We start from the raw sequence: 19644 nt of genomic DNA, 5'->3' as shown, positions 1-19644 counted from the left end.
GTGCCTCCTTAATTAATTAACTTGATTAGTTCTGTGATACCTAAATCGACTGCATAAAAGAATAAAATAAAGAATAAAACCGTAAGTACAACGATTGTTGTATCACGAACGACTTCTTTGCCGGTCGGCCAAGTCGTTTTTTTCATCTCTGATATGACACCCTGGAAGAAATTTTCTTTCTGCATGATATTGCCTCCTAAATTGACTCTTTGTGCATCGTATGTGCATCGCAAGTCTTACAGTATTTTTTCAGTTCCAGCCTTACTGCTGAATCCTGTTTTGTCGCCGTATAATTTCTGCTGCCGCATCTCGAACAGTTCATCGCTACTTTTTTCACTTTAACTCACCTTAATCTTATTTAATATAAAACCTAAAGAATTAATTGTCAACGCATCAACTGGGAGAGAACCTTTCTTCTGAGTCTTGCATGCGCGTTTCTGACAACGCGTTCTGACTTCTTTTCCTGCTCCATTACTTCAACGAGATCCCGTCCGTCGAGCAGGTGTTTTAGCAGCTTATACTCAAATGGACTTAAGCCGAGCGTAACCGGATTGATGAGCAACCATAATTCCTTATAAATACTATCACTCTCAGGTGAAGGCTTTAAGTCACTAAGTGTTTCTTCCAGAGTCTGTTCAGAGACCTGTTCATGGATGGGCTGCTGCATACTGATGGATAAACGATACTGGCGGTTTTTCCTCGCCCAGTCAATCAATCGGTAGTGCAGGACCTTTAAGTAGTAGGGTCTGAAACTACCGCATTTTTCTTCGTTAAATTTTAGCGCTGAATGGTACAGCAGAATGAGCGCATCCTGATAGACTTCCTGTTTATCTAGATGCGGATAACGGCTGCTGCAATGTAGAATAAGAGGCTTTAAACGGGCCGTCAATGTTTCAAAGGCTGCTTCACTGCCCGTATTGATTTTTGAGACAAGACTTTCATCACTTTCAGCATGATAATCAGCAGGGTTTTCAAAAATATACAGCAGTAGAATATCCACAGAATACCTCTTTTTTCTTTTTATTCTACAATGCTGAATACACTTTTACAATTGTTACCATTAAGATAAAATATTTACTTATACCCTCTTCTTAATGCTTCAAGGCGCTCTTTTGTTTCTTCATCAATAGAGATGCGTATGCGTGGTTTATCTTCGTTGATATCTAGTAATTCCCGTTCCAGCAGTACTTTCTCTTCCTGTAATTCAAGGAGAAATTCTCTTGAAGAAATCCTGAGGGCACCTGACCCAAAAATCGTATGCTGTTCGGATAAGTCGCTCGTTACGACAGTGATACGCGTGATGTGCTTATCATACAGATCATAGACGAGTCGTTCAATGACAGCGTCTGCTGTTTCATCTCTCTTTGAGTAGATGACATGAATACCGTGAAAGTACTCCTTTGATTCCACGCCATTTGTATTGTAGGCATCAAAGACACACATCAGTTTCGTCTGCTGTCTAGCATTATAGTTCACGAGCCAGAGCAAGAGCGTCTTGCGGGCTTCTTCCAGCGATTCCTTTGCCACTTCCTTCAGTTCCTCGCTTTGACCGATGACGTTATAACCGTCGATGATCGTATAATGTGTTTTCATCAATCAAGCGGTGTGCGCTTTCTATAAACTTCATACATCAGAAGACTCGCTGCAACTGAAGCATTTAAGCTGTTCACATGTCCGATCATCGGTAGATGGACAAGAAAATCACATTTATCTTTCACTAATCGGCTCATCCCTTCGCCTTCAGAGCCTATGACGATAGCAAGAGGCATCCCCGCATCCATCTGACGATAGTCAACAGACTTCTTGGCATCTGTACCGCAGACCCAGAATCCTGCTTCTTTCAGTCTGTCAATTGTCTGCGCAAGATTCGTCACGCGCATAACAGGTACATGTTCAATTGCACCCGTCGATGCTTTAACGACTGTAGAATTGAGTGTGACAGAACGGCGCTTCGGAATGATGACACCATCAACACCGATTGCGTCAGCAGTTCGTATAATAGAACCCAGATTATGCGGATCTTCCAGTCCATCCAGAATCATCAGCGTAGATAGTTTCCCTTGAACAGTCTCCAGGAAATCCTCGAGTTCTGTATATTCGTATGGTGAAATCTGTGCTGCGATGCCTTGGTGAGGCACGTCACTCATCTGGTCCAGTTTATTTTTAGGGACCTGCTGCACCATGATTTTACGTTCTTTTAAAATATCCAGAATCGGTTTAATCTGCTGTTTATTGATGCCTTCCTGAATATATACTTTATTGATTTCACGGTCAGACTGCGCTGCACTTTTGACCGCATGGCGACCTACAATGATATCTTCATTCATTTCGGTTCTCTCTCCTCGCAGAGTTCAACTATTTTATCAAGCAGAGCCTGAAGCCGTTCTTCTTCTCCTGAAAGTTTCAGGTAGCCGATGACCGCTTCAAGTGCTGTACTCTTCTTATAAGTCAGAACATCTGTATTTTTAGCTTTCGTATGGCTCTTTGCGTTCCGTCCTCTCATCAGGACGTCGTGCTCCGCTTCCGTAAAGTACGCTTCAGCGACAAGGGCATCGAATGTCTGTGCCTGACTCTTTGCTGAGACATAGAACGTCGATGCACGATGTAACGTGTTCGGCTTCGCCTGCAGTTTCATGATGACATGCGTTCTGATATGCAGATCAAGCAAAGCATCACCTAAATAGGCTAAAGTGAGCGGATTATATAGATGCGCCTGATTAGCCACGACGGAATCTCACGCCTTGCGCTGTATCTTCAAGAATGATGTTCTTGTCTTTCAGCAAGTCACGGATTTCATCAGCACGGGCAAAGTCTTTATTCTTTCTTGCTGTCTGACGTTCTTCGATCAGTGCTTCGATATCCGCATCAAGCAGTTCTTCTTTTTTATCGAGCGTTACCCCGAGGACGCCGCTGATTGCCTCGAATACTTCGATAAAGCGGCTGATCACGGCCTGATCGGTTGTCGTACGTTGATTATAGACATTTGCAAGCTTAGCGAGCTCATACCAGCTTGTCACTGCATTTGCGGTATTGAAATCGTCGTCCATCGCTTCTTCAAAACGGCCAAGAATCTGATTGATGTCTTCAATAACAGTCTGATCATCAGCAATATCAACAGACATCGCCTGACGTTCTTTTAACGCCTGATAAGCATGCTGAATACGTTCAAGACCTGCTTTCGCGCTCGCCACAAGCTCCATGTTGTAGTTGATCGGGTTACGGTAGTGGACACTGATCATAAAGAATCTAAGCACATCCGGGTCTACTTCTTTGATGATGTCATGTACTAGAATAAAGTTACCGAGCGATTTACTCATCTTCTCGTTATCGATATTGATGAAACCGTTATGCATCCAGTAACGCGCAAATGTTTTATCATTATGTGCTTCTGACTGCGCGATTTCATTCTCATGGTGCGGGAATGCGAGGTCACTGCCGCCCGCATGGATATCAATCGTATCGCCGAGCATCTTACGTGCCATTACTGAGCATTCTATATGCCAGCCTGGTCGCCCTTCACCCCATGGACTTGTCCATTTAATTTCACCTGGTTTAGCCGCTTTCCAGAGCGCAAAGTCAAGGGCATCATCTTTCAGTTCACCTTGCTGAATACGCGCGCCGACTTTCAGCTCATCGATAGACTGCTGACTGAGTTTACCGTAGCCGTCGAACTTTCTCGTACGGAAGTAAACGTCACCGCCACTTTCGTATGCATAGCCCTTATCAATCAGCGTGTCGATAAAGACGATGATGTCATCCATATGATCCATCACTCGTGGATGCGCCGTTGCAGGCTTGCAGTTCAGTGCCTGTGTATCCTCAAAGTATGCTTCGATAAAGCGGTCAGCGACTTCAGGAACCGTTGAACCCAGTTCTTTCGCTGCCTTGATTAATTTATCGTCCACATCTGTAAAGTTTGAGACATAATTGACCTCATAACCTTTATATTCAAAGTAACGACGGACTACATCAAAACTGATAGCAGGACGTGCATTACCGATATGGATATAGTTGTAGACGGTCGGTCCGCAGACATACATTTTCACTTTGCCTTCTTCAAGTGGTACAAACGGTTCCTTCTTACGGGTCAGCGTATTATATAATGTAATCATCAATAATCTCTCCATTCTTCACGCCGTCGATATGGCGTTCAAGTTCTTTTAGTTTCTCATACAATGGATCTGGTAATTTTGTATGGTCAAAGCTCTTACCTACACGTTTGCCGTGCTGCTTGACGATATGGCCCGGGATCCCGACAACCGTACAGTAGTCAGGGACATTTCTCAGCACGACAGAGTTTGCGCCTACGTTGACGTTATTGCCGACCTGAATATTCCCAAGTACTTTAGCGCCTGCTGCAATCAAGACGTTATTGCCGATATCGGGATGTCGTTTGCCTGATTCTTTACCCGTTCCACCGAGCGTGACGCCTTGATAAATCGTCACATTATCGCCAATGGTGCAAGTCTCCCCGATTACAATACCCATACCATGGTCAATAAACAGTCTGCGTCCGATTTTAGCACCAGGATGTATCTCGATACCTGTCATAAATCTGGATATCTGACTGATGACTCGGGCAGAGAAGAAGCGTTTTCTGTTATAAAGTTTGTGGGCGACCAAGTGCCACCAGATTGCATGCAGACCTGAATAAGTCAGGAACACTTCGACACTGCTTCTCGCCGCCGGATCCTGTTCAAATACCATCGCAATATCCTCTTTAATTCTTGCGAACATGATTCACCATCCCCTTAAAATAAAAAGACACCTCAGACGATTTAACGTCAGAGGTGTCTGTCATCAACACGGTTCCACTCTTCTTCAAATGGCAGAGCCATTCACTCATTTAAGTATGAAGTTAGTTACGGAAGGTGCATTCAATCAATCCTGCCACGTCTTTTCACCAGCCAGACGCTCTCTACTGGACATTCATCATTTACTCTGTCTTCCTATCTAATCGTTATTATACTGTGTAAGGTGCGATGCGTTCAAGTACTTTCTCTTTACCCAGCAGTTCCATTGTGTTCGGCAGTTCCGGACCGTGTGTCTGTCCAGAGACCACTACACGAATCGGCATAAATAAGTTTTTACCTTTAATGCCTGTTTCTTTCTGTACAGCTTTAATCGCCCCTTTAATCGATGCTGCATCAAACGTTTCAAGTTCATTCAGCTTCTCTTTTAAGGCACGCATCAGTTCAGGTACTTGTTCACCGTTTACCACTTCAGTCGCTTCGTCACTCAGTTGTAATTCATCCTTGAAGAACAGTTCAGACAGTTCGACGATTTCGCCTGCATAGCTCATCTGCTGCTGGTAAAGTTCCACTAAACTTTTAGCCCACTTCAATTCTTCTTCTGATGGATTCGCTGAAATAAGTTCTGCTTTTTCCATGTGAGGCAGTGTCATTTCGAAGACTGTATCCAGATCTTTTTCTTTCATATACTGGTTATTGATCCAGGCGAGTTTTACTTTATCAAAGAAAGCAGGTGATTTGCTCAGACGGTTCTCGTCAAACATTTCAATGAACTGTTCTTTAGAGAAGATCTCTTCTTCACCGACTGGCGACCAGCCAAGTAAGCCAATGAAATTGAACAATGCTTCTGGCAGGTAACCTAAATCATGATACTGCTCGATAAACTGAATGATAGAGCCGTCTCGTTTAGATAGTTTTTTGCGTTCTTCATTGACGATTAACGTCATGTGCCCGAACGTGGGGATTTCATAACCGAGCGCCTCATAGATCATCATCTGTTTAGGCGTGTTGGAAATGTGGTCATCACCGCGAATAACATGAGAAATCTCCATGAAGTGATCATCGATTGCTACTGCGAAGTTATATGTCGGAATGCCGTCTTTCTTTACGATGACCCAGTCACCGATGCCGTCAGATTCGAATGACACTTCACCTTTAACCATGTCATTGAACGTATAAGTTTTGCCTTGTGGCACACGGAAACGGATACTTGGTTCACGTCCTTCAGCAATGAAGGCTTCTTCCTGTTCCTTCGTTAAATGTGCGTGCTGTCCGCCGTAGCGAGGCATCTCGCCGCGTGCCTGCTGTTCCTCGCGCTCTGCTTCTAATTCTTCAGATGTCATATAGCAGCGGTATGCTTTATCTTCAGCGAGTAACTGCTCCACAATAGGATTGTAGATATGCGCACGTTCAGACTGACGATAAGGACCGTAGCCGCCGTCTTTATCAACTGATTCGTCCCATTCAAGCCCTAACCATTTAAGATAGCGGAGCTGTGATTCTTCGCCGCCTTCCACATTACGAGCGGTATCTGTATCTTCTATACGGACGATGAAGTCACCGCCGTGATGTCTCGCAAATAAATAGTTGAATAATGCTGTTCTAGCATTCCCGATGTGCAGAAAGCCGGTTGGTGACGGCGCATATCTGACTCTTACTTTATCCATTTATGTCACTCCAATTTAATTAGTTTGATTCAATAATACCACAGCCTGAGCGGCAATTCCTTCTTCTCTGCCCAGGTAACCCATCTTCTCATTCGTTGTTGCTTTGATATTCACCTGATCGATATCGGTTTCAAGTAATTCTGCAATAACCTGACGCATTGCATCAATGTGTGGACGGAACTTTGGTTTTTCAGCTACAATCGTCGCATCAATATTGCCGATTGTGTACCCTTTTTCTTTAACCGCTCTATATGATTCCGTCAGTAAGATTTTTGAATCCGCATCTTTAAATGCCATATCTGTATCCGGGAACAGTTTGCCGATATCACCAAGAGCCGCGGCACCGAGCATCGCGTCTGTAATCGCATGAAGCAGTACATCTGCGTCACTATGGCCGAGTAGCCCTTTCGTATGAGGAATTTCGAGCCCTCCGATGACCAGCCGACGTCCTTCTACCAGTTGATGCACGTCGTAACCAAATCCTATTCTGAACATTCTATCCCTCTTTTCTTCATGATCGCTTCAGCAAAATATAAATCTTCCGGCGTCGTGAGTTTGATATTGTCATAATCGCTGACGACAACAGAAACTGGCTGTCCAAGACGTTCAACAAGAGAGGCATCATCTGTGCCGAGAAAGCCGTCACGTTCTGCCTGATTGTAGGCTTCCAGAAGCAGATCATACGTGAAGGCCTGAGGTGTCTGCACCTGCCAGAGTGTCGTTCTATCAAGCGTGTGATCGATGACCAGCTCATTGACGACTTTGATTGTATCTTTAACCTGTACAGCAGCAATAACCGCTTTTCTTGCAAGGGCCCCGTCATAAAGCTGCGTCAAGGTTTCATGTGAAACAAAGGGACGAGCTGCATCATGCACCATCACAACAGCGCAGGGTGGAATCGTCTTCAGCACATTATGAATACTGTACTGCCTTTCACTGCCGCCGATCACCAGCCCTTTCACTTTTGTGAATCCTTGAAGAATATCTGTCAGTTCTGTCAGTTCTTCCTGACGCGCTGCCAGATAAATCGCATTACAACTTGTATCCTGCTCAAATCGCGAAACAGTATGAAAGATGACAGGGCGGTGTTTCAGCTCAAGCAATACTTTATTTTTATCGCTGCCCATTCTTTTGCCTTGTCCTGCTGCAGGAATAATAACTGTATACATTATTTATCCGCTACTTTCTTTGTGAAAATAATTCTGCCTGAAGCCGTCTGAAGTATAGATTGCACTTCTACCTGATGTTCCTCACCGATATTCTGTTTTGCATGATCGACGACAACCATCGTGCCATCTTCAAGATAACCGACACCTTGATTTTCTTCTTTCCCAGTCTTAGTAATCAGCAGTTTAAATCGATCGCCTTGCTGGACGACTGGTTTGATTGCTTCAGAAAGATCATTGACGTTCAGCACTTTAATCCCTTGTACACGGCAGACTTTATTTAAGTTGTAATCTGTTGTAATAACGCTCGCTTTCGACTCCGCTGCCATCTTCACTAACAGCTGATCAACTTCACGAATCTCCTTATGTCCTGGAACAATCTTAACCGGATGGTCAGATTGACGCAGCGCCTCGAGAATATCCAGTCCTCTTTGCCCTTTATCACGTTTGAGGCCGTCTGTAGAGTCTGCGATCAGTTGCAATTCATCAAGAACACCTTGCGGCACAATAATCGTGCCATCCAGGAAACCGCATTTCACAATTTCTAAAATACGCCCGTCGATAATCGCCGATGTATCCAGCAGTTTAGAACTATCGTTTACTTTTCGTTTCTGTCCCTGTAATCGTTCAGGCAGCATGTTCTGAATCTCCTCACGCTTCTTGAGCCCTACCTGAAAGCCCAGATAACCGAGAATAACTGCCAGAATAATGGGGATCGTATTACGCAGAAGCGAAAAACCGATCGAAACAAGAATAAGACTGATCATAGAGGCAATAGCCAGACCGATCATCATTCCTAGTGTCGCAAAGATGATCTCCATCAAGTTTCTTTTGAGAAGTAAACCTTCACTTTTCTCAATCAGCGCCACGACTTTATCAATAAGCCAGTAAAATAATAACATGAAGACAATGATACCTAAAAGGCCATCAACATAGGTGTTCATCAGTATGGGATGCAGTTTAAGATCAAAGATACGCGTAATTTCCGGCACCATAAAAATACCGAGTGAAGCACCAATAACAATAAAAACAAGTGTCATTAAACGTTTTAACATATGTTCACCTCCCTTTAGTTAAAAGCAATTCTAATTGCTTCCGCAATATTAGTAATACCCAAAATTTCGATGTTTGGCGGAAAATCCCAGCCACCGATATTATTTTTGGGGATAATCACACGTTTAAAACCAAGTTTAGCTGCCTCCTGGACACGTTGCTCTATACGTGCAACCCGTCTCACTTCTCCTGTCAGCCCTACTTCACCGATATAGCAGTCATCGCCGCGCGTTGCTTTGTCGCTGAAGCTGGAAGCAATACTGATGACCACGCTTAAATCGACAGCCGGCTCATCCAGTTTGACCCCGCCTGCCACTTTAATATAGGCATCCTGTTGCTGCAGCAGGAGTCCCTGCTTCTTCTCCAGGACAGCCATTAATAGACTGAGACGGTTCTGATCGATGCCTGTAGATGTACGGCGCGGATTATGGAATGACGTCGGTGTCACAAGTGCCTGTACTTCTACAAGTAGAGGTCTTGTGCCTTCCATCGTCGCGACAATAGTAGAACCGGCCACATTTTTTGTCCGTTCTTCCAGGAACATTTCAGACGGGTTAAGTACTTCTTTCAGACCGGCTTGACGCATCTCGAATATACCCATTTCATTCGTTGAACCGAACCTGTTTTTTACAGCGCGCAGTATGCGGTAACTATGATGTGTATCGCCTTCGAAATAAAGAACGGTATCCACCATATGTTCGAGTAGACGCGGTCCGGCAATCTGACCTTCTTTCGTCACGTGACCGACAATGAATGTCGCGATGTTCATGGACTTAGCCATGCGAAGCAGCTCCTGTGTACATTCACGGACTTGCGATACAGAACCCGGTGCTGAAGTGACTTCTGGATGGAATATCGTCTGGATAGAGTCGATAACCAGAAATTTCGGCTCAATTTTCTTGACTGTCTCATGAATAATCTGCAGATTCGTCTCAGCATAGACACTGAGTTCTCCTGCGTCTTCACTAAGTCGGTCAGAACGCAGTTTGGTCTGGCGGACAGATTCCTCCCCAGAAATATAGAGCACGTTGTCATGCTGTGATAGTAGCGCACAGACTTGCAGCAGGAGCGTTGATTTACCGATACCCGGGTCCCCACCGATTAAAATCAGTGAACCAGGAACGATTCCCCCACCCAGAACACGGTCAAATTCTTTAATATAGGTCGTCGATCTTGGGGTTGTTTCTTTTGTGACATCTTTCAGCTTTTCTACTTTCTGATTAGCAGAAGTGTCTGTAATAGCCGTCTTCGGCCCTTTGGCTTTATGTTCAATGACTTCTTCCATCTGATTCCAGGCACCACAGTTCGGACACTTACCCATCCATTTGGGTGACTGATAGCCACAAGCCATACATTCAAATGTTACTTTTGTTTTTGCCAATGAAGTTCCTCCTGTATGTTTATCTTTCCATTCTAAACTCTTTTTATGCGTAATACAATTAAACCCCTGAAGCATATACTTCAGGGGTTTAATCTTATTCTGCAGCTGATCTTGCGACAGTCTGAATATCAAATTTATCGTTTACATAATCAATTTTGACATCCTGTCCTGCCAGTGTCTGACCTTTCAGCAGTTCTTCGGATAACTCATCCTCAATATTCTTCTGAATCGCACGTGCGAGCGGACGAGCACCGTATTCAGGATCATATCCTTCATCTGCAATTTTTTCTTTCGCTGCATCTGTTAAAGTGATATGAATATCCTGTTCTTCCAGACGTTTCGCCAGGCTTCCGACCATCAATGTAACGATTTCTTTCAAGTGTTCTTTTTCAAGCTTGTGGAAGACAATGATATCGTCTACACGGTTTAAGAACTCTGGACGGAACTGATTTTTCAGTTCGTTCATCATCGTTTTACGGATTGTCTCATAATCAGGACCCGTTGTACTTGCACCGAAGCCAACAAATTTGTTGTCTTTCAGTTCCTGTGCACCGACGTTAGACGTCATGATAATGACCGTGTTACGGAAATCGACTGTACGACCTTGTGCGTCTGTCAGACGACCATCATCCAGCACTTGAAGGAGCATGTTGAAGACATCTGGATGCGCTTTTTCGATTTCATCGAATAAAATCACTGAGTAAGGTTTACGGCGAACTTTCTCCGTTAACTGACCGCCTTCTTCATGGCCGACATAACCTGGAGGAGAACCCACTAATCTTGAAACGCTATGTTTCTCCATAAATTCACTCATATCGACTCGGATCATGGCATCTTCTTCGCCGAACATGGCTTCAGCCAGCGCTTTAGCAAGCTCGGTCTTACCGACACCTGTTGGTCCAAGGAAGATAAAGCTGCCGATTGGGCGTTTAGGATCTTTCAAGCCAGCTCTTGCACGACGTACCGCTTTAGAAATAGACTGTACTGCATCCTGCTGACCGATGACACGGTTATGCAGAATCTCTTCTAAGTTGAGCAGCTTTTTAGATTCCGTTTCAGCGATCTTATTAATCGGAATACCTGTCCACTGTGCAACTACTTGTGCAATGTCATCTTCAGTAACAGCTGATTCTGACTGACCCTGACTTTTCTTCCATTCTTTTTTTGTTTCGTCGAGCTGTTTTTCAAGTTTTGTCTGTTTGTCACGAAGGGATGCCGCTTCTTCAAATTCCTGAGAATGAACAGCAGCATCTTTCTCTTTTTTAATCTGTTCGAGCTCTGATTCCATCTCTTTCAGGCTTGGCGGTGTTGTATGGTTGCGAAGTCGTACTTTAGAACCCGCCTCATCTATTAAATCAATCGCTTTATCCGGCAGGAAACGGTCAGAGATATAACGGTCACTCATCTTAACCGCTGCCACTAAAGCATCATCAGTAATTTTAATACGGTGATGTGCTTCGTAACGGTCGCGCAGCCCTTTCAGTATTTCAATCGCATCTTCGATATTCGGTTCGTTGACTGTGACTGGCTGGAAGCGACGTTCCAGCGCCGCATCTTTCTCGATATACTTACGATATTCTTCAAGTGTCGTCGCACCGATACATTGCAGTTCACCACGTGCCAGTGCCGGTTTTAAAATATTTGAGGCATCAATTGCGCCTTCAGCTCCACCTGCACCGATCAGTGTATGCAATTCGTCGATGAAGAGAATGATATTGCCTGCCTGATGGATTTCATCCATCACTTTTTTCAGACGTTCTTCAAATTCACCGCGGTATTTAGTCCCTGCGACAACCGTACCCATATCTAAACTCATGACACGTTTACCTTTTAAAGTTTCAGGTACTTCGTTATTGACGATTGCCTGCGCTAACCCTTCAACAATCGCTGTTTTACCGACACCAGGCTCACCGATTAAAACAGGATTGTTCTTCGTACGTCTACTTAACACTTCAATCACACGAATAATTTCCTGGCTACGACCGATGACCGGATCAAGCGTTCCTTCTTTCGCGATAACAGTTAAGTCACGTGCCAGACCATCAAGTGTCGGTGTCCCTTGTGATTTTGAACCCTGTGCATTTTTAGCACTCATTTCCGGGCTGCCAAGCAACTTCACGACTTGAGCGCGTGCTTTCGTAATATTTAAGTCCAGATTAGCAAGAACACGTGCTGCAACGCCTTCATTTTCACGAATCAGACCAAGCAATAAGTGCTCTGTACCGACAAATGAATGATTCAGGCGACGAGCTTCATCGAGTGATAATTCAATCACTTTTTTCGCTCTTGGTGTGTACTGAATCGTACCGCCAAGTCCTGTACCGTGACCAATCAGCTGTTCTACTTCATTGATAATTTTTTCTTCTGTAATATCAAACTCTGCCAGTACTTTTGCTGCAATACCGTCAGGTTCTTTGACAAGACCAAGCAATAAGTGCTCAGTTCCGATATTATTATGCTGCAGACGAATCGCTTCTTCCTGCGCATGTGCAAGGACACGCTGTGCGCGTTCTGTTAATTTACCAAACATTATGTTTCCTCCTTTTAAAGATGCTCTCTAAGCATCTTGGCTCTTTTTTCATCTATTTCAAGTGCTTCATTGATTGTATTCAGAAAAGGGGGCTGGATCGCCATCATCAGTTCATTAAATCGAAAAGGCTGTGTGGGAATGATTCCCATATCTATACCCATTTTCACTTCACTTAGTCTCAGACTTGCTTCTTCTGCACTGATCAGACGTGCATATTTTAAAATACCAAGACTGCGGTTGATGCGGTCAGATGTTTCGATATAATCATAATCAAACAGCCGTTGACGCATCGCTTCTTCCTCACCGATAATCTGTTCCACAATCTGCTTCAGGTCACTGATAATTGCTTCCTCGCTCTTACCGAGTGTCAGCTGATTGGATACCTGGTAGACATGTCCAAGACCCTGACTGCCTTCACCATATATGCCGCGAATTGTGTAACCGAAGCGATTGATTGCCTGCGCAATACGCGTCATGCGCTTCATAATAGAAAGTCCCGGCAGATGAAGCATGACACTCGCTCTAAGACCCGTACCGATATTGGTCGGGCAGGTCGTTAAATAACCGAGCGTTTCATCAAAAGATAACGTCATCTTCTCATCTATCTGCTGATCAATTTCTTTGGCTTTCAGATAAAGCTGATCAAGAGATAAGTCACAACCCAGTACTTGAATACGAATATGATCTTCTTCGTTAATCATAATGCTGACGGATTCATCTTCATTGAGGAAGACGGCCCCATAAGGCTGATTTAGCAGTTCCTTACTCACGAGATGCTTGATGACCAGCATCTGTCTGGCATTGACATCAAGGTCAGCAAGTCTCACTTCATCGAACTGCGGCGCCAGGACAGCAGATACTTCGTTCAGCACCTGCTCACCTGTCTGATCATCATACATGAGCGGATGCACAAAATTCTCAAGGTTACGGGCGAGTCTAATTCTGGAGCTCAGGATAATAGGCTGGTCTTCCTGCTGCATCCAGTCTCCAAGCTGCATATTTAAATGTTTATCCAGCATCGGAATCCTCCCTTTCTCTGAGTGCCTTAATTTCATCGCGCACAGTCACCGCTTCTTCAAAAGCCTGTTCAGCGACCAATCCTTCGAGTTTAGCCTCGAGCGCTTCTATCTGTTTCTTCAGCTTAATTTTTTCTGCCGACTTAAGAGGTGCTTGTCCGGTATGTTTCTGGTTGCCAGCCTGCACGCGTTCGACAATCTGCGGCACATAGTCACTGAATGTTGAATAGCAGGTATGACAGCCGAACTTACCGATATGCAGCGCTTCATTAAGCGCCAGGCCACAGTTCGGACATACCGGTTCTGATTGCTCTTCTCTAAGCAGATGTTTCAGAAGCTGGTTAATTGTAAACTCTTCATCATTATAGTTCATGCTGCACCTCACTAATGGTAGCGAACAACTGTCAGGACACTCTGCAGAATATTCGCTCTGATATAATCTCTATACGGTACATCTACATATAATGTATCACGATGAATTGTGGCAAGAAGCAGCCGCTTCTCACGGTCTGAAATCAAGTCATTATGTGATAAAGCGTCAATGATATGCTCTGCCTTCTGCTGGCTGACATGCTGTCCTGTCATTGCACTCAAGTGATCAATAAAGGCGCCTTGATTGTTCGATTCAATCTTCGTAATGCGGATATAGCCCCCACCACCGCGTTTACTCTCTATCTCATAGCCATGTTCATTAGTAAAGCGGGTCTTGATGACATAGTTCAATTGCGAGGGGACACAGTCAAATTTCTCAGCAATCTTAGAGCGCTTAATTTCAACTGCATCCCCACTCTGTTCAAGTAACTGCTTTAAATACTGCTCTATAATATCAGACATATTTTTCATGATTTCACCTCTTTTGACCATCTTTGACTTTATTATAGGGACAATGAAGAACGAGTGCAAACAATTTGTTTACCCTATCGAAAATGTATATCGCTTTCATAAAAAGTGTAGTATGATATTTAATGATGTTTTAATCTATCTAGAAAAGAGGAAAAAAATGAACTATCTTATTGGTGCTATCGGTATCGTCGTCTTTCTTCTGCTTGCCTGGGCAGTCAGTTCAGATAAAAAAAATGTCAGGTGGCCATACATCGGTATTATGCTTGTTATCCAGTTTTTGCTAGCTTTCCTGCTGCTGAAAACGCCAGGTGGAGTGTGGTTAGTGGATAAACTTGCAACTGGCTTCGGTTTCTTATTAGCATATGCTGCTGAAGGAGTTAATTTTGTTTTCCCTAATATGGTAAACTTGAATGAAAAGGGTGAGGCCATGAATAACTTCTTTACTCAAGTCTTACTACCCATCACTTTTATCTCAGCATTAATCGGTATCCTGCAATATTTAAGAATTTTACCTTTCATCATTAAATACTTAGGTCTAGCGATTTCTAAAATCAATGGGATGGGAAAACTCGAATCTTACAATGCTGTCGCTTCAGCCATCTTAGGTCAATCTGAAGTCTTTATTTCACTGAAGAAGCAACTTCCCTATATTCCTAAACATCGGTTGTATACATTGACAGCTTCAGCGATGTCGACTGTGTCACTCTCTATCGTCGGTGCATACTTCCAGATGATCAAACCCGAATACGTAGTAACAGCTATTGTCTTAAATTTATTCGGCGGTTTCATCATCGCTTCAATCATTAATCCTTACCGCGTCTCAGATGAAGAAGAAAATGAAGTCATCATGAACGAAGAAGGAGAAAAACAATCATTCTTCGAAATGCTCGGTGAATATATTCTTGATGGTTTCAAAGTAGCGATTATTGTCGGTGCGATGCTGATCGGTTATATCGCCTTGATCGCTATGCTGAATGGTATTGTAGACGCCGTTACGCCAGGAAAATTTAACTTCCAGACTTTACTAGGCTATGTCTTTGCCCCTCTTGCCTTCTTAACAGGTATCGCTTGGGACGATGCCGTACGTGCAGGCTCAATTATGGCTACAAAACTCGTTTCTAATGAGTTTGTAGCGATGCTTGATGTACAGAACATGGTTAAAAATGGCAAAGGAGAATTATCTGAGCGTTCGATTGGTATCGTTTCAGTATTCTTAGTGTCATTTGCAAACTTCTCATCTATCGGTATTATCGCTGGAGCGATTAAGTCATTGAATGATAAACAAGGTGATGTTGTTGCCCGCTTCGGTCTTAAGTTACTTTATGGTGCAACGCTTGTCTCATTTATCTCTGCTGCAATCGCAGGATTCTTCTTATAATAAAAAAGATGAAACAGCCAACGGCTGCTTCATCTTTTTTATTTGCCTATTTTTCCTTCAGCGTCTCCACTGTTAAATGCGACAATCTCTTCTATTTCATGACGGCTGCTGTCATGAGGTGCTTTCGTGCCTTTTCCAATCGCAATGAACATGACAGGTATATAACGTTCTTTATTGATTCTTAATGCGTCCATCACTTCATCACGTTCAAAGCCACCAATCGGATTTGTATCATAGCCATGATCTTTTGCAATCAGCATCAGCTGCATAGCTGCTAAATTGGCATCCATCATACCTTGCATTCTGATATAGCTCTCAGGTGCCTGAGACAATGCGTCTTTTAGTGCCGCAACATTCGTTGTCATCACTTCCTGCGGCATATAACCGAGTTCTACGCTTTTACCATAAACTTTCTCCATATCATGGATATGCTGATTGTCGGATAGCACCAGGATGAATGCCGCACTTGTTTCTAACTGACGAGTATTGAAACGGACTAAATCTTTGATACTGGCTTTAGCTTCATCAGATTCGACAACGACGAAACGCCATGGCTGTAAGTTGACTGACGACGGTGCTTCAGCAGCAAGTTTAATCATTTCAAGCATTTCTTCATGTGGAATCTTGACGTTTGGATCAAATTCCTTAACTGACTTTCTCATTGCAATAGCTTCTTTGAGTGATAAGCTCATTATACAAAACTCCTTTAAATATAATGACACATTATATCATCCTTCGGCCTGGAAATCCCGCTAGTTGTCTACAAAAAAATCATCGGCCGAGGCCGATGATTTCTACTTGTTTTTGGCAACCATTTCTTCGATGAAATACTTCATAATCTTGATGTCTTCAGTCAGCTCTGGATGAAATGAAATACCCAAATACTTATCCTGTCTCACTGCTACCATCTTATCTTCTACTTCACTTAAAACTTCTACATCATCATCTACTGAGACGATGTGCGGCGCACGAATGAAAACCGCATTGACCTGTTCTTCAATGCCTGTTACATCAAGATCTGCTTCAAAACTGTCAACTTGACGTCCAAATGAATTACGGCGTACCTTAATATCCATTTTCTTCAGATGGCCTTCATCGTAGCCTTCTATTTCGTCAGCGAGAAGGATAAGGCCTGCACAGGTGCCATACATCGGCAGTTCACTTTTGCGCAGCGCTTCAGTGAAACCATATAAATCCATTAAACGGCGCATCGTTGTCGATTCTCCGCCTGGTAGTACAAGACCATCAATGTCTTCCAGCTGGTCGACGTGTTTAACCGGAATACCTTCATGTCCATTCAGTTCGATATGCTTCAGGTGCTCGCGAACGGCACCCTGCAGCGCGAGTACACCAATCTTCATCTTACCAGCCACGTTCCTGCATTCTTTCTTCAAGAGAAAGAGAATTGATATCTAAACCTTTCATCGCTGCGCCAAGCTCCTTAGACAATTCACCGATCAGTTTATAGTCCTGGTAGTGTGTAGTCGCCTGTACAATCGCTTTAGCAAATTTTTCAGGTGATTCAGATTTAAAGATACCAGAACCAACGAAGACACCGTCAGCACCCAGTTCCATCATCAGTGCAGCATCAGCTGGTGTTGCAACACCGCCTGCAGCAAAGTTGACAACCGGTAACTTGCCGAGCGTTTTGATTTCTTTTAAGACTTCGTAAGGTGCACCCAGTAATTTAGCTTCCGTCATGATCTCATCATCGTTCATCACTGATAATTTACGGACTTGTGCATTCACTTTACGTAAGTGACGGACAGCTTCTACAATATTACCTGTACCCGGCTCACCTTTAGTACGAAGCATAGCAGCGCCTTCACCGATACGACGTGCAGCTTCACCTAAGTCACGGCAGCCGCATACGAATGGAACAGTAAACTCATCTTTCTTTAAATGAAACTCTTCATCAGCAGGTGTCAGAACTTCTGATTCATCGATGTAATCCACACCCATCGCTTCTAATACACGAGCTTCTGTAATATGTCCGATACGGCCTTTAGCCATAACAGGAATAGAAACAGCGTTCATTACTTCTTCAACGATACGAGGATCCGCCATACGTGCAACGCCGCCTGCTTTACGGATATCACTTGGTACACGTTCTAAAGCCATAACTGCTACCGCACCAGCAGCTTCAGCCAGTTTAGCCTGCTCCGCGTTGACAACGTCCATGATGACGCCGCCTTTTTGCATTTCTGCCATACCACGTTTTACTTTATCTGAACCTAAAATTTTAGACATTTGATACACTCCTTCAATTTCATTTCACCTACTAATGTAGCGAATAAACTGATATTATAAAAGTATCAGTTTTAATAAAAATTAAGGGGTCAGTTTACCATATGGAAATGCTTACATATAAGTTTACAGAAGACACTTTTCTTTATCAGCAGCTTTATCAGTTTATTAAACAGGATATTCTGTCAGGCAAGCTGATACAGAATGAAAAGCTTCCCTCTAAGCGTAAGTTAAGTCAGCATCTGAACTTAAGTGGTACGACAATAGAGATTGCCTATCAGCAGCTGCTTGATGAAGGATTTATTTATTCAAAACCGCAAGTGGGTTATTTTGTAGAAACGATAGCAACGCTGAACAGCGCACCAGAAAACAGAATAGAAGATAGACAACCCGAAAAGAAGAGGGACAGGCCTTCATTTAAAATCGAAGACAGCCATCATTCCGGTTTTCCTCATCACCTTTTCAGAAAGTATGCTAAAGAAGCTTTTGAAATTGAAATGGACGAACTTTTAGACCGAGGACATCCTCAAGGTGAATACGCCTTAAGAGAGCAAATCCGCCGTTATCTCTATCATTCAAGAGGCGTCAATTGTCGCAACGAACAGATTATTATCGGCAGTTCAACTGAACAATTGTTTACCCTTGTGACACGCATACTACCCGAGGCAGCCTATCAAGTCGAAGATCCTGGTTATCCTCTTATCCGAAAAGTACTTAAGTACGAGAATAAAACATATCTGCCCGTTGAAGTAGATGCAGAAGGCATAGTCGTCGACGCCCTTCATCAAACAGCTGATATTGTTCATATAACACCCAGTCATCAGTTTCCAACAGGAGCCGTTCTGTCAGCAAGGCGAAGAACAGAATTATTAAAATGGGCTATGAAGCAAGATAGATATATTATAGAAGATGATTATGACAGTGAATTTAGATATAGAGGGCAACCTCTAAAAGCTCTACAAGGACTCGATACGCATCAGAAAGTCATCTATATGAGTACATTTTCAAAATCAATATACCCCAGTATTCGTGTTGCTTATATCGTACTACCAGAACCACTACTCAAAAAATATCATGAGCTAAAGCATAAACCCAATATGACTGTGCCTAGACACATTCAATATATCATCACGCGTTTCATGCAGTCAGGAGAATTTGAACGTAACATCAACAGAACAAGAAAAGCTTATAAGAAAAAACTGGATGCGGTATTAGAAGCACTTAAACCTTTTCAGCAGGAAATAGCAATCAGCGGGGAACAAGCAGGTATGCACTGTGTCATCACTTTCAACTATCCACTTGTAAAACCGGAGGATGTCGAAGTAAGTTTAATCAGTGACTATGCTGAACACAATCAGAAGATATATAAACAGCAGCTTATTTTAGGATACGGAGGGCTAAAAGATGGTTCAATCAGAAATGATATAGAGAATTTAATGAATAAATTAATACAAAAAAAAGAGACCTGACAGGTCTCTTTCTATTTGCCCGGCAACGTCCTACTCTTGCGGAACGTAAGTCCAACTACCATCGGCGCTAGAGAGCTTAACTTCTGTGTTCGGTATGGGAACAGGTGTGACCTCTCTGCCATCATCACCAGACAGGGTGAGAA

The 19644-nt window shown here is 43.4% G+C and carries 22 protein-coding genes and 1 rRNA gene; 2 read left to right on the top strand and 21 right to left on the bottom strand.

Annotated elements, in window-relative coordinates; translation table 11 throughout:
• Window positions 1–8: 8 nt before the first annotated feature.
• The 17 genes from secE to ERX27_RS05430 form a co-directional block, all read right to left on the bottom strand.
• The gene (gene secE / locus ERX27_RS05510; RefSeq protein ID WP_420827898.1) at window positions 9–185 is read right to left on the bottom strand and encodes a preprotein translocase subunit SecE; all 177 of its coding nucleotides are present in this window, start codon (window positions 183–185) and stop codon (window positions 9–11) included.
• 11 nt (window positions 186–196) lie between these two features.
• On the bottom strand, window positions 197–337 hold the full coding sequence (gene rpmG / locus ERX27_RS05505; protein WP_208001760.1) for a 50S ribosomal protein L33: 141 nt from the start codon (window positions 335–337) through the stop codon (window positions 197–199).
• Window positions 338–385: 48 nt separating this feature from the next.
• Window positions 386–1000: a sigma-70 family RNA polymerase sigma factor gene (locus tag ERX27_RS05500; protein ID WP_165983100.1), complete on the bottom strand. Its 615-nt coding sequence runs from the start codon at window positions 998–1000 to the stop codon at window positions 386–388.
• A 74-nt stretch (window positions 1001–1074) separates the two neighbouring features.
• Window positions 1075–1593, bottom strand: coding sequence for an NYN domain-containing protein (locus ERX27_RS05495; RefSeq protein ID WP_133431833.1), 519 nt, complete (start codon window positions 1591–1593; stop codon window positions 1075–1077).
• Complete coding sequence (gene rlmB / locus ERX27_RS05490; RefSeq protein ID WP_133431832.1) at window positions 1593–2327, bottom strand: 23S rRNA (guanosine(2251)-2'-O)-methyltransferase RlmB; 735 nt, start codon at window positions 2325–2327, stop codon at window positions 1593–1595. The genes ERX27_RS05495 and rlmB overlap by 1 nt, the downstream gene beginning before the upstream one ends.
• Window positions 2324–2725: a Mini-ribonuclease 3 gene (locus tag ERX27_RS05485; protein WP_133431831.1), complete on the bottom strand. Its 402-nt coding sequence runs from the start codon at window positions 2723–2725 to the stop codon at window positions 2324–2326. The genes rlmB and ERX27_RS05485 overlap by 4 nt, the downstream gene beginning before the upstream one ends.
• Window positions 2718–4112, bottom strand: a complete 1395-nt coding sequence (gene cysS / locus ERX27_RS05480; protein WP_133431830.1) for a cysteine--tRNA ligase — start codon at window positions 4110–4112, stop codon at window positions 2718–2720. The genes ERX27_RS05485 and cysS overlap by 8 nt, the downstream gene beginning before the upstream one ends.
• Entirely contained in the window at window positions 4096–4737 is a 642-nt protein-coding gene (gene cysE / locus ERX27_RS05475; RefSeq protein ID WP_133431829.1) for a serine O-acetyltransferase, read from the bottom strand. The genes cysS and cysE overlap by 17 nt, the downstream gene beginning before the upstream one ends.
• A gap of 226 nt (window positions 4738–4963) precedes the next feature.
• Window positions 4964–6418 carry a glutamate--tRNA ligase gene (gltX, locus tag ERX27_RS05470; protein ID WP_133431828.1) on the bottom strand — a complete coding sequence of 485 codons (1455 nt, stop codon included), beginning with the start codon at window positions 6416–6418 and terminating at the stop codon, window positions 4964–4966.
• Between the two features lie 15 nt (window positions 6419–6433).
• The gene (ispF, locus tag ERX27_RS05465; RefSeq protein WP_133431827.1) at window positions 6434–6913 is read right to left on the bottom strand and encodes a 2-C-methyl-D-erythritol 2,4-cyclodiphosphate synthase; all 480 of its coding nucleotides are present in this window, start codon (window positions 6911–6913) and stop codon (window positions 6434–6436) included.
• A complete protein-coding gene (ispD, locus tag ERX27_RS05460) occupies window positions 6901–7587 on the bottom strand; it encodes a 2-C-methyl-D-erythritol 4-phosphate cytidylyltransferase (RefSeq protein WP_341777586.1) in 687 nt (228 codons plus the stop codon). Before ispD ends, ispF begins: the two co-directional genes overlap by 13 nt.
• Window positions 7587–8639 carry a PIN/TRAM domain-containing protein gene (locus ERX27_RS05455; protein WP_133431825.1) on the bottom strand — a complete coding sequence of 351 codons (1053 nt, stop codon included), beginning with the start codon at window positions 8637–8639 and terminating at the stop codon, window positions 7587–7589. Before ERX27_RS05455 ends, ispD begins: the two co-directional genes overlap by 1 nt.
• 14 nt (window positions 8640–8653) lie before the next feature.
• Entirely contained in the window at window positions 8654–10018 is a 1365-nt protein-coding gene (gene radA / locus ERX27_RS05450) for a DNA repair protein RadA (protein WP_133431824.1), read from the bottom strand.
• Between the two features lie 94 nt (window positions 10019–10112).
• A complete protein-coding gene (locus tag ERX27_RS05445; protein ID WP_133431823.1) occupies window positions 10113–12551 on the bottom strand; it encodes an ATP-dependent Clp protease ATP-binding subunit in 2439 nt (812 codons plus the stop codon).
• An 11-nt stretch (window positions 12552–12562) separates the two neighbouring features.
• Window positions 12563–13567: a protein arginine kinase gene (locus tag ERX27_RS05440; RefSeq protein ID WP_133431822.1), complete on the bottom strand. Its 1005-nt coding sequence runs from the start codon at window positions 13565–13567 to the stop codon at window positions 12563–12565.
• Window positions 13557–13937, bottom strand: a complete 381-nt coding sequence (locus tag ERX27_RS05435; RefSeq protein WP_133431821.1) for a UvrB/UvrC motif-containing protein — start codon at window positions 13935–13937, stop codon at window positions 13557–13559. The genes ERX27_RS05440 and ERX27_RS05435 overlap by 11 nt, the downstream gene beginning before the upstream one ends.
• 11 nt (window positions 13938–13948) lie before the next feature.
• A complete protein-coding gene (locus ERX27_RS05430; RefSeq protein WP_133431820.1) occupies window positions 13949–14407 on the bottom strand; it encodes a CtsR family transcriptional regulator in 459 nt (152 codons plus the stop codon).
• A gap of 157 nt (window positions 14408–14564) precedes the next feature.
• On the opposite strand from ERX27_RS05430, the gene ERX27_RS05425 reads away from it, so the two are divergent.
• Window positions 14565–15785, top strand: a complete 1221-nt coding sequence (locus ERX27_RS05425) for a NupC/NupG family nucleoside CNT transporter (protein WP_133431819.1) — start codon at window positions 14565–14567, stop codon at window positions 15783–15785.
• Window positions 15786–15823: 38 nt separating this feature from the next.
• On the opposite strand, the gene ERX27_RS05420 is transcribed toward ERX27_RS05425, so the two are convergent.
• The 3 genes from ERX27_RS05420 to pdxS all read right to left on the bottom strand — a co-directional run bounded on the left by ERX27_RS05420 (window position 15824) and on the right by pdxS (window position 18035).
• Window positions 15824–16477: a nitroreductase family protein gene (locus ERX27_RS05420; RefSeq protein WP_133431818.1), complete on the bottom strand. Its 654-nt coding sequence runs from the start codon at window positions 16475–16477 to the stop codon at window positions 15824–15826.
• Between the two features lie 102 nt (window positions 16478–16579).
• On the bottom strand, window positions 16580–17146 hold the full coding sequence (pdxT, locus tag ERX27_RS05415; protein ID WP_133431914.1) for a pyridoxal 5'-phosphate synthase glutaminase subunit PdxT: 567 nt from the start codon (window positions 17144–17146) through the stop codon (window positions 16580–16582).
• Window position 17147: 1 nt separating this feature from the next.
• The gene (gene pdxS / locus ERX27_RS05410) at window positions 17148–18035 is read right to left on the bottom strand and encodes a pyridoxal 5'-phosphate synthase lyase subunit PdxS (RefSeq protein WP_133431817.1); all 888 of its coding nucleotides are present in this window, start codon (window positions 18033–18035) and stop codon (window positions 17148–17150) included.
• Between the two features lie 101 nt (window positions 18036–18136).
• Between pdxS and pdxR the strand changes: the two genes are divergently transcribed.
• The gene (pdxR, locus tag ERX27_RS05405; RefSeq protein ID WP_243715868.1) at window positions 18137–19501 is read left to right on the top strand and encodes a MocR-like pyridoxine biosynthesis transcription factor PdxR; all 1365 of its coding nucleotides are present in this window, start codon (window positions 18137–18139) and stop codon (window positions 19499–19501) included.
• A gap of 17 nt (window positions 19502–19518) precedes the next feature.
• Here the strand turns inward: pdxR and rrf are convergent.
• Window positions 19519–19633, bottom strand: a 5S ribosomal RNA gene (gene rrf, locus ERX27_RS05400).
• Between the last annotated feature and the right edge of the window lie 11 nt (window positions 19634–19644).

Source organism: Macrococcus brunensis (assembly GCF_004359615.1).
In the GTDB taxonomy this organism is placed as follows: Bacteria; Bacillota; Bacilli; order Staphylococcales; family Staphylococcaceae; genus Macrococcus; species Macrococcus brunensis.
Note: the sequence above shows the minus strand (reverse complement) of the source record. Positions and strands in the feature narration are given on the sequence as shown.

Excerpts from the sequence above, each read along its gene's own strand:
- secE (WP_420827898.1), bottom strand. The coding sequence starts at position 185 with ATGCAGAAAGAAAATTTCTTCCAGGGTGTCATATCAGAGATGAAAAAA.
- ERX27_RS05495 (WP_133431833.1), bottom strand. The coding sequence starts at position 1,593 with ATGAAAACACATTATACGATCATCGACGGTTATAACGTCATCGGTCAA.
- rlmB (WP_133431832.1), bottom strand. The coding sequence starts at position 2,327 with ATGAATGAAGATATCATTGTAGGTCGCCATGCGGTCAAAAGTGCAGCG.
- cysS (WP_133431830.1), bottom strand. The coding sequence starts at position 4,112 with ATGATTACATTATATAATACGCTGACCCGTAAGAAGGAACCGTTTGTA.
- cysE (WP_133431829.1), bottom strand. The coding sequence starts at position 4,737 with ATGTTCGCAAGAATTAAAGAGGATATTGCGATGGTATTTGAACAGGAT.
- gltX (WP_133431828.1), bottom strand. The coding sequence starts at position 6,418 with ATGGATAAAGTAAGAGTCAGATATGCGCCGTCACCAACCGGCTTTCTG.
- ispF (WP_133431827.1), bottom strand. The coding sequence starts at position 6,913 with ATGTTCAGAATAGGATTTGGTTACGACGTGCATCAACTGGTAGAAGGA.
- ispD (WP_341777586.1), bottom strand. The coding sequence starts at position 7,587 with ATGTATACAGTTATTATTCCTGCAGCAGGACAAGGCAAAAGAATGGGC.
- ERX27_RS05455 (WP_133431825.1), bottom strand. The coding sequence starts at position 8,639 with ATGTTAAAACGTTTAATGACACTTGTTTTTATTGTTATTGGTGCTTCA.
- ERX27_RS05440 (WP_133431822.1), bottom strand. The coding sequence starts at position 13,567 with ATGCTGGATAAACATTTAAATATGCAGCTTGGAGACTGGATGCAGCAG.
- ERX27_RS05435 (WP_133431821.1), bottom strand. The coding sequence starts at position 13,937 with ATGAACTATAATGATGAAGAGTTTACAATTAACCAGCTTCTGAAACAT.
- ERX27_RS05430 (WP_133431820.1), bottom strand. The coding sequence starts at position 14,407 with ATGAAAAATATGTCTGATATTATAGAGCAGTATTTAAAGCAGTTACTT.
- ERX27_RS05425 (WP_133431819.1), top strand. The coding sequence starts at position 14,565 with ATGAACTATCTTATTGGTGCTATCGGTATCGTCGTCTTTCTTCTGCTT.
- ERX27_RS05420 (WP_133431818.1), bottom strand. The coding sequence starts at position 16,477 with ATGAGCTTATCACTCAAAGAAGCTATTGCAATGAGAAAGTCAGTTAAG.
- pdxT (WP_133431914.1), bottom strand. The coding sequence starts at position 17,146 with ATGAAGATTGGTGTACTCGCGCTGCAGGGTGCCGTTCGCGAGCACCTG.
- pdxS (WP_133431817.1), bottom strand. The coding sequence starts at position 18,035 with ATGTCTAAAATTTTAGGTTCAGATAAAGTAAAACGTGGTATGGCAGAA.
- pdxR (WP_243715868.1), top strand. The coding sequence starts at position 18,137 with ATGGAAATGCTTACATATAAGTTTACAGAAGACACTTTTCTTTATCAG.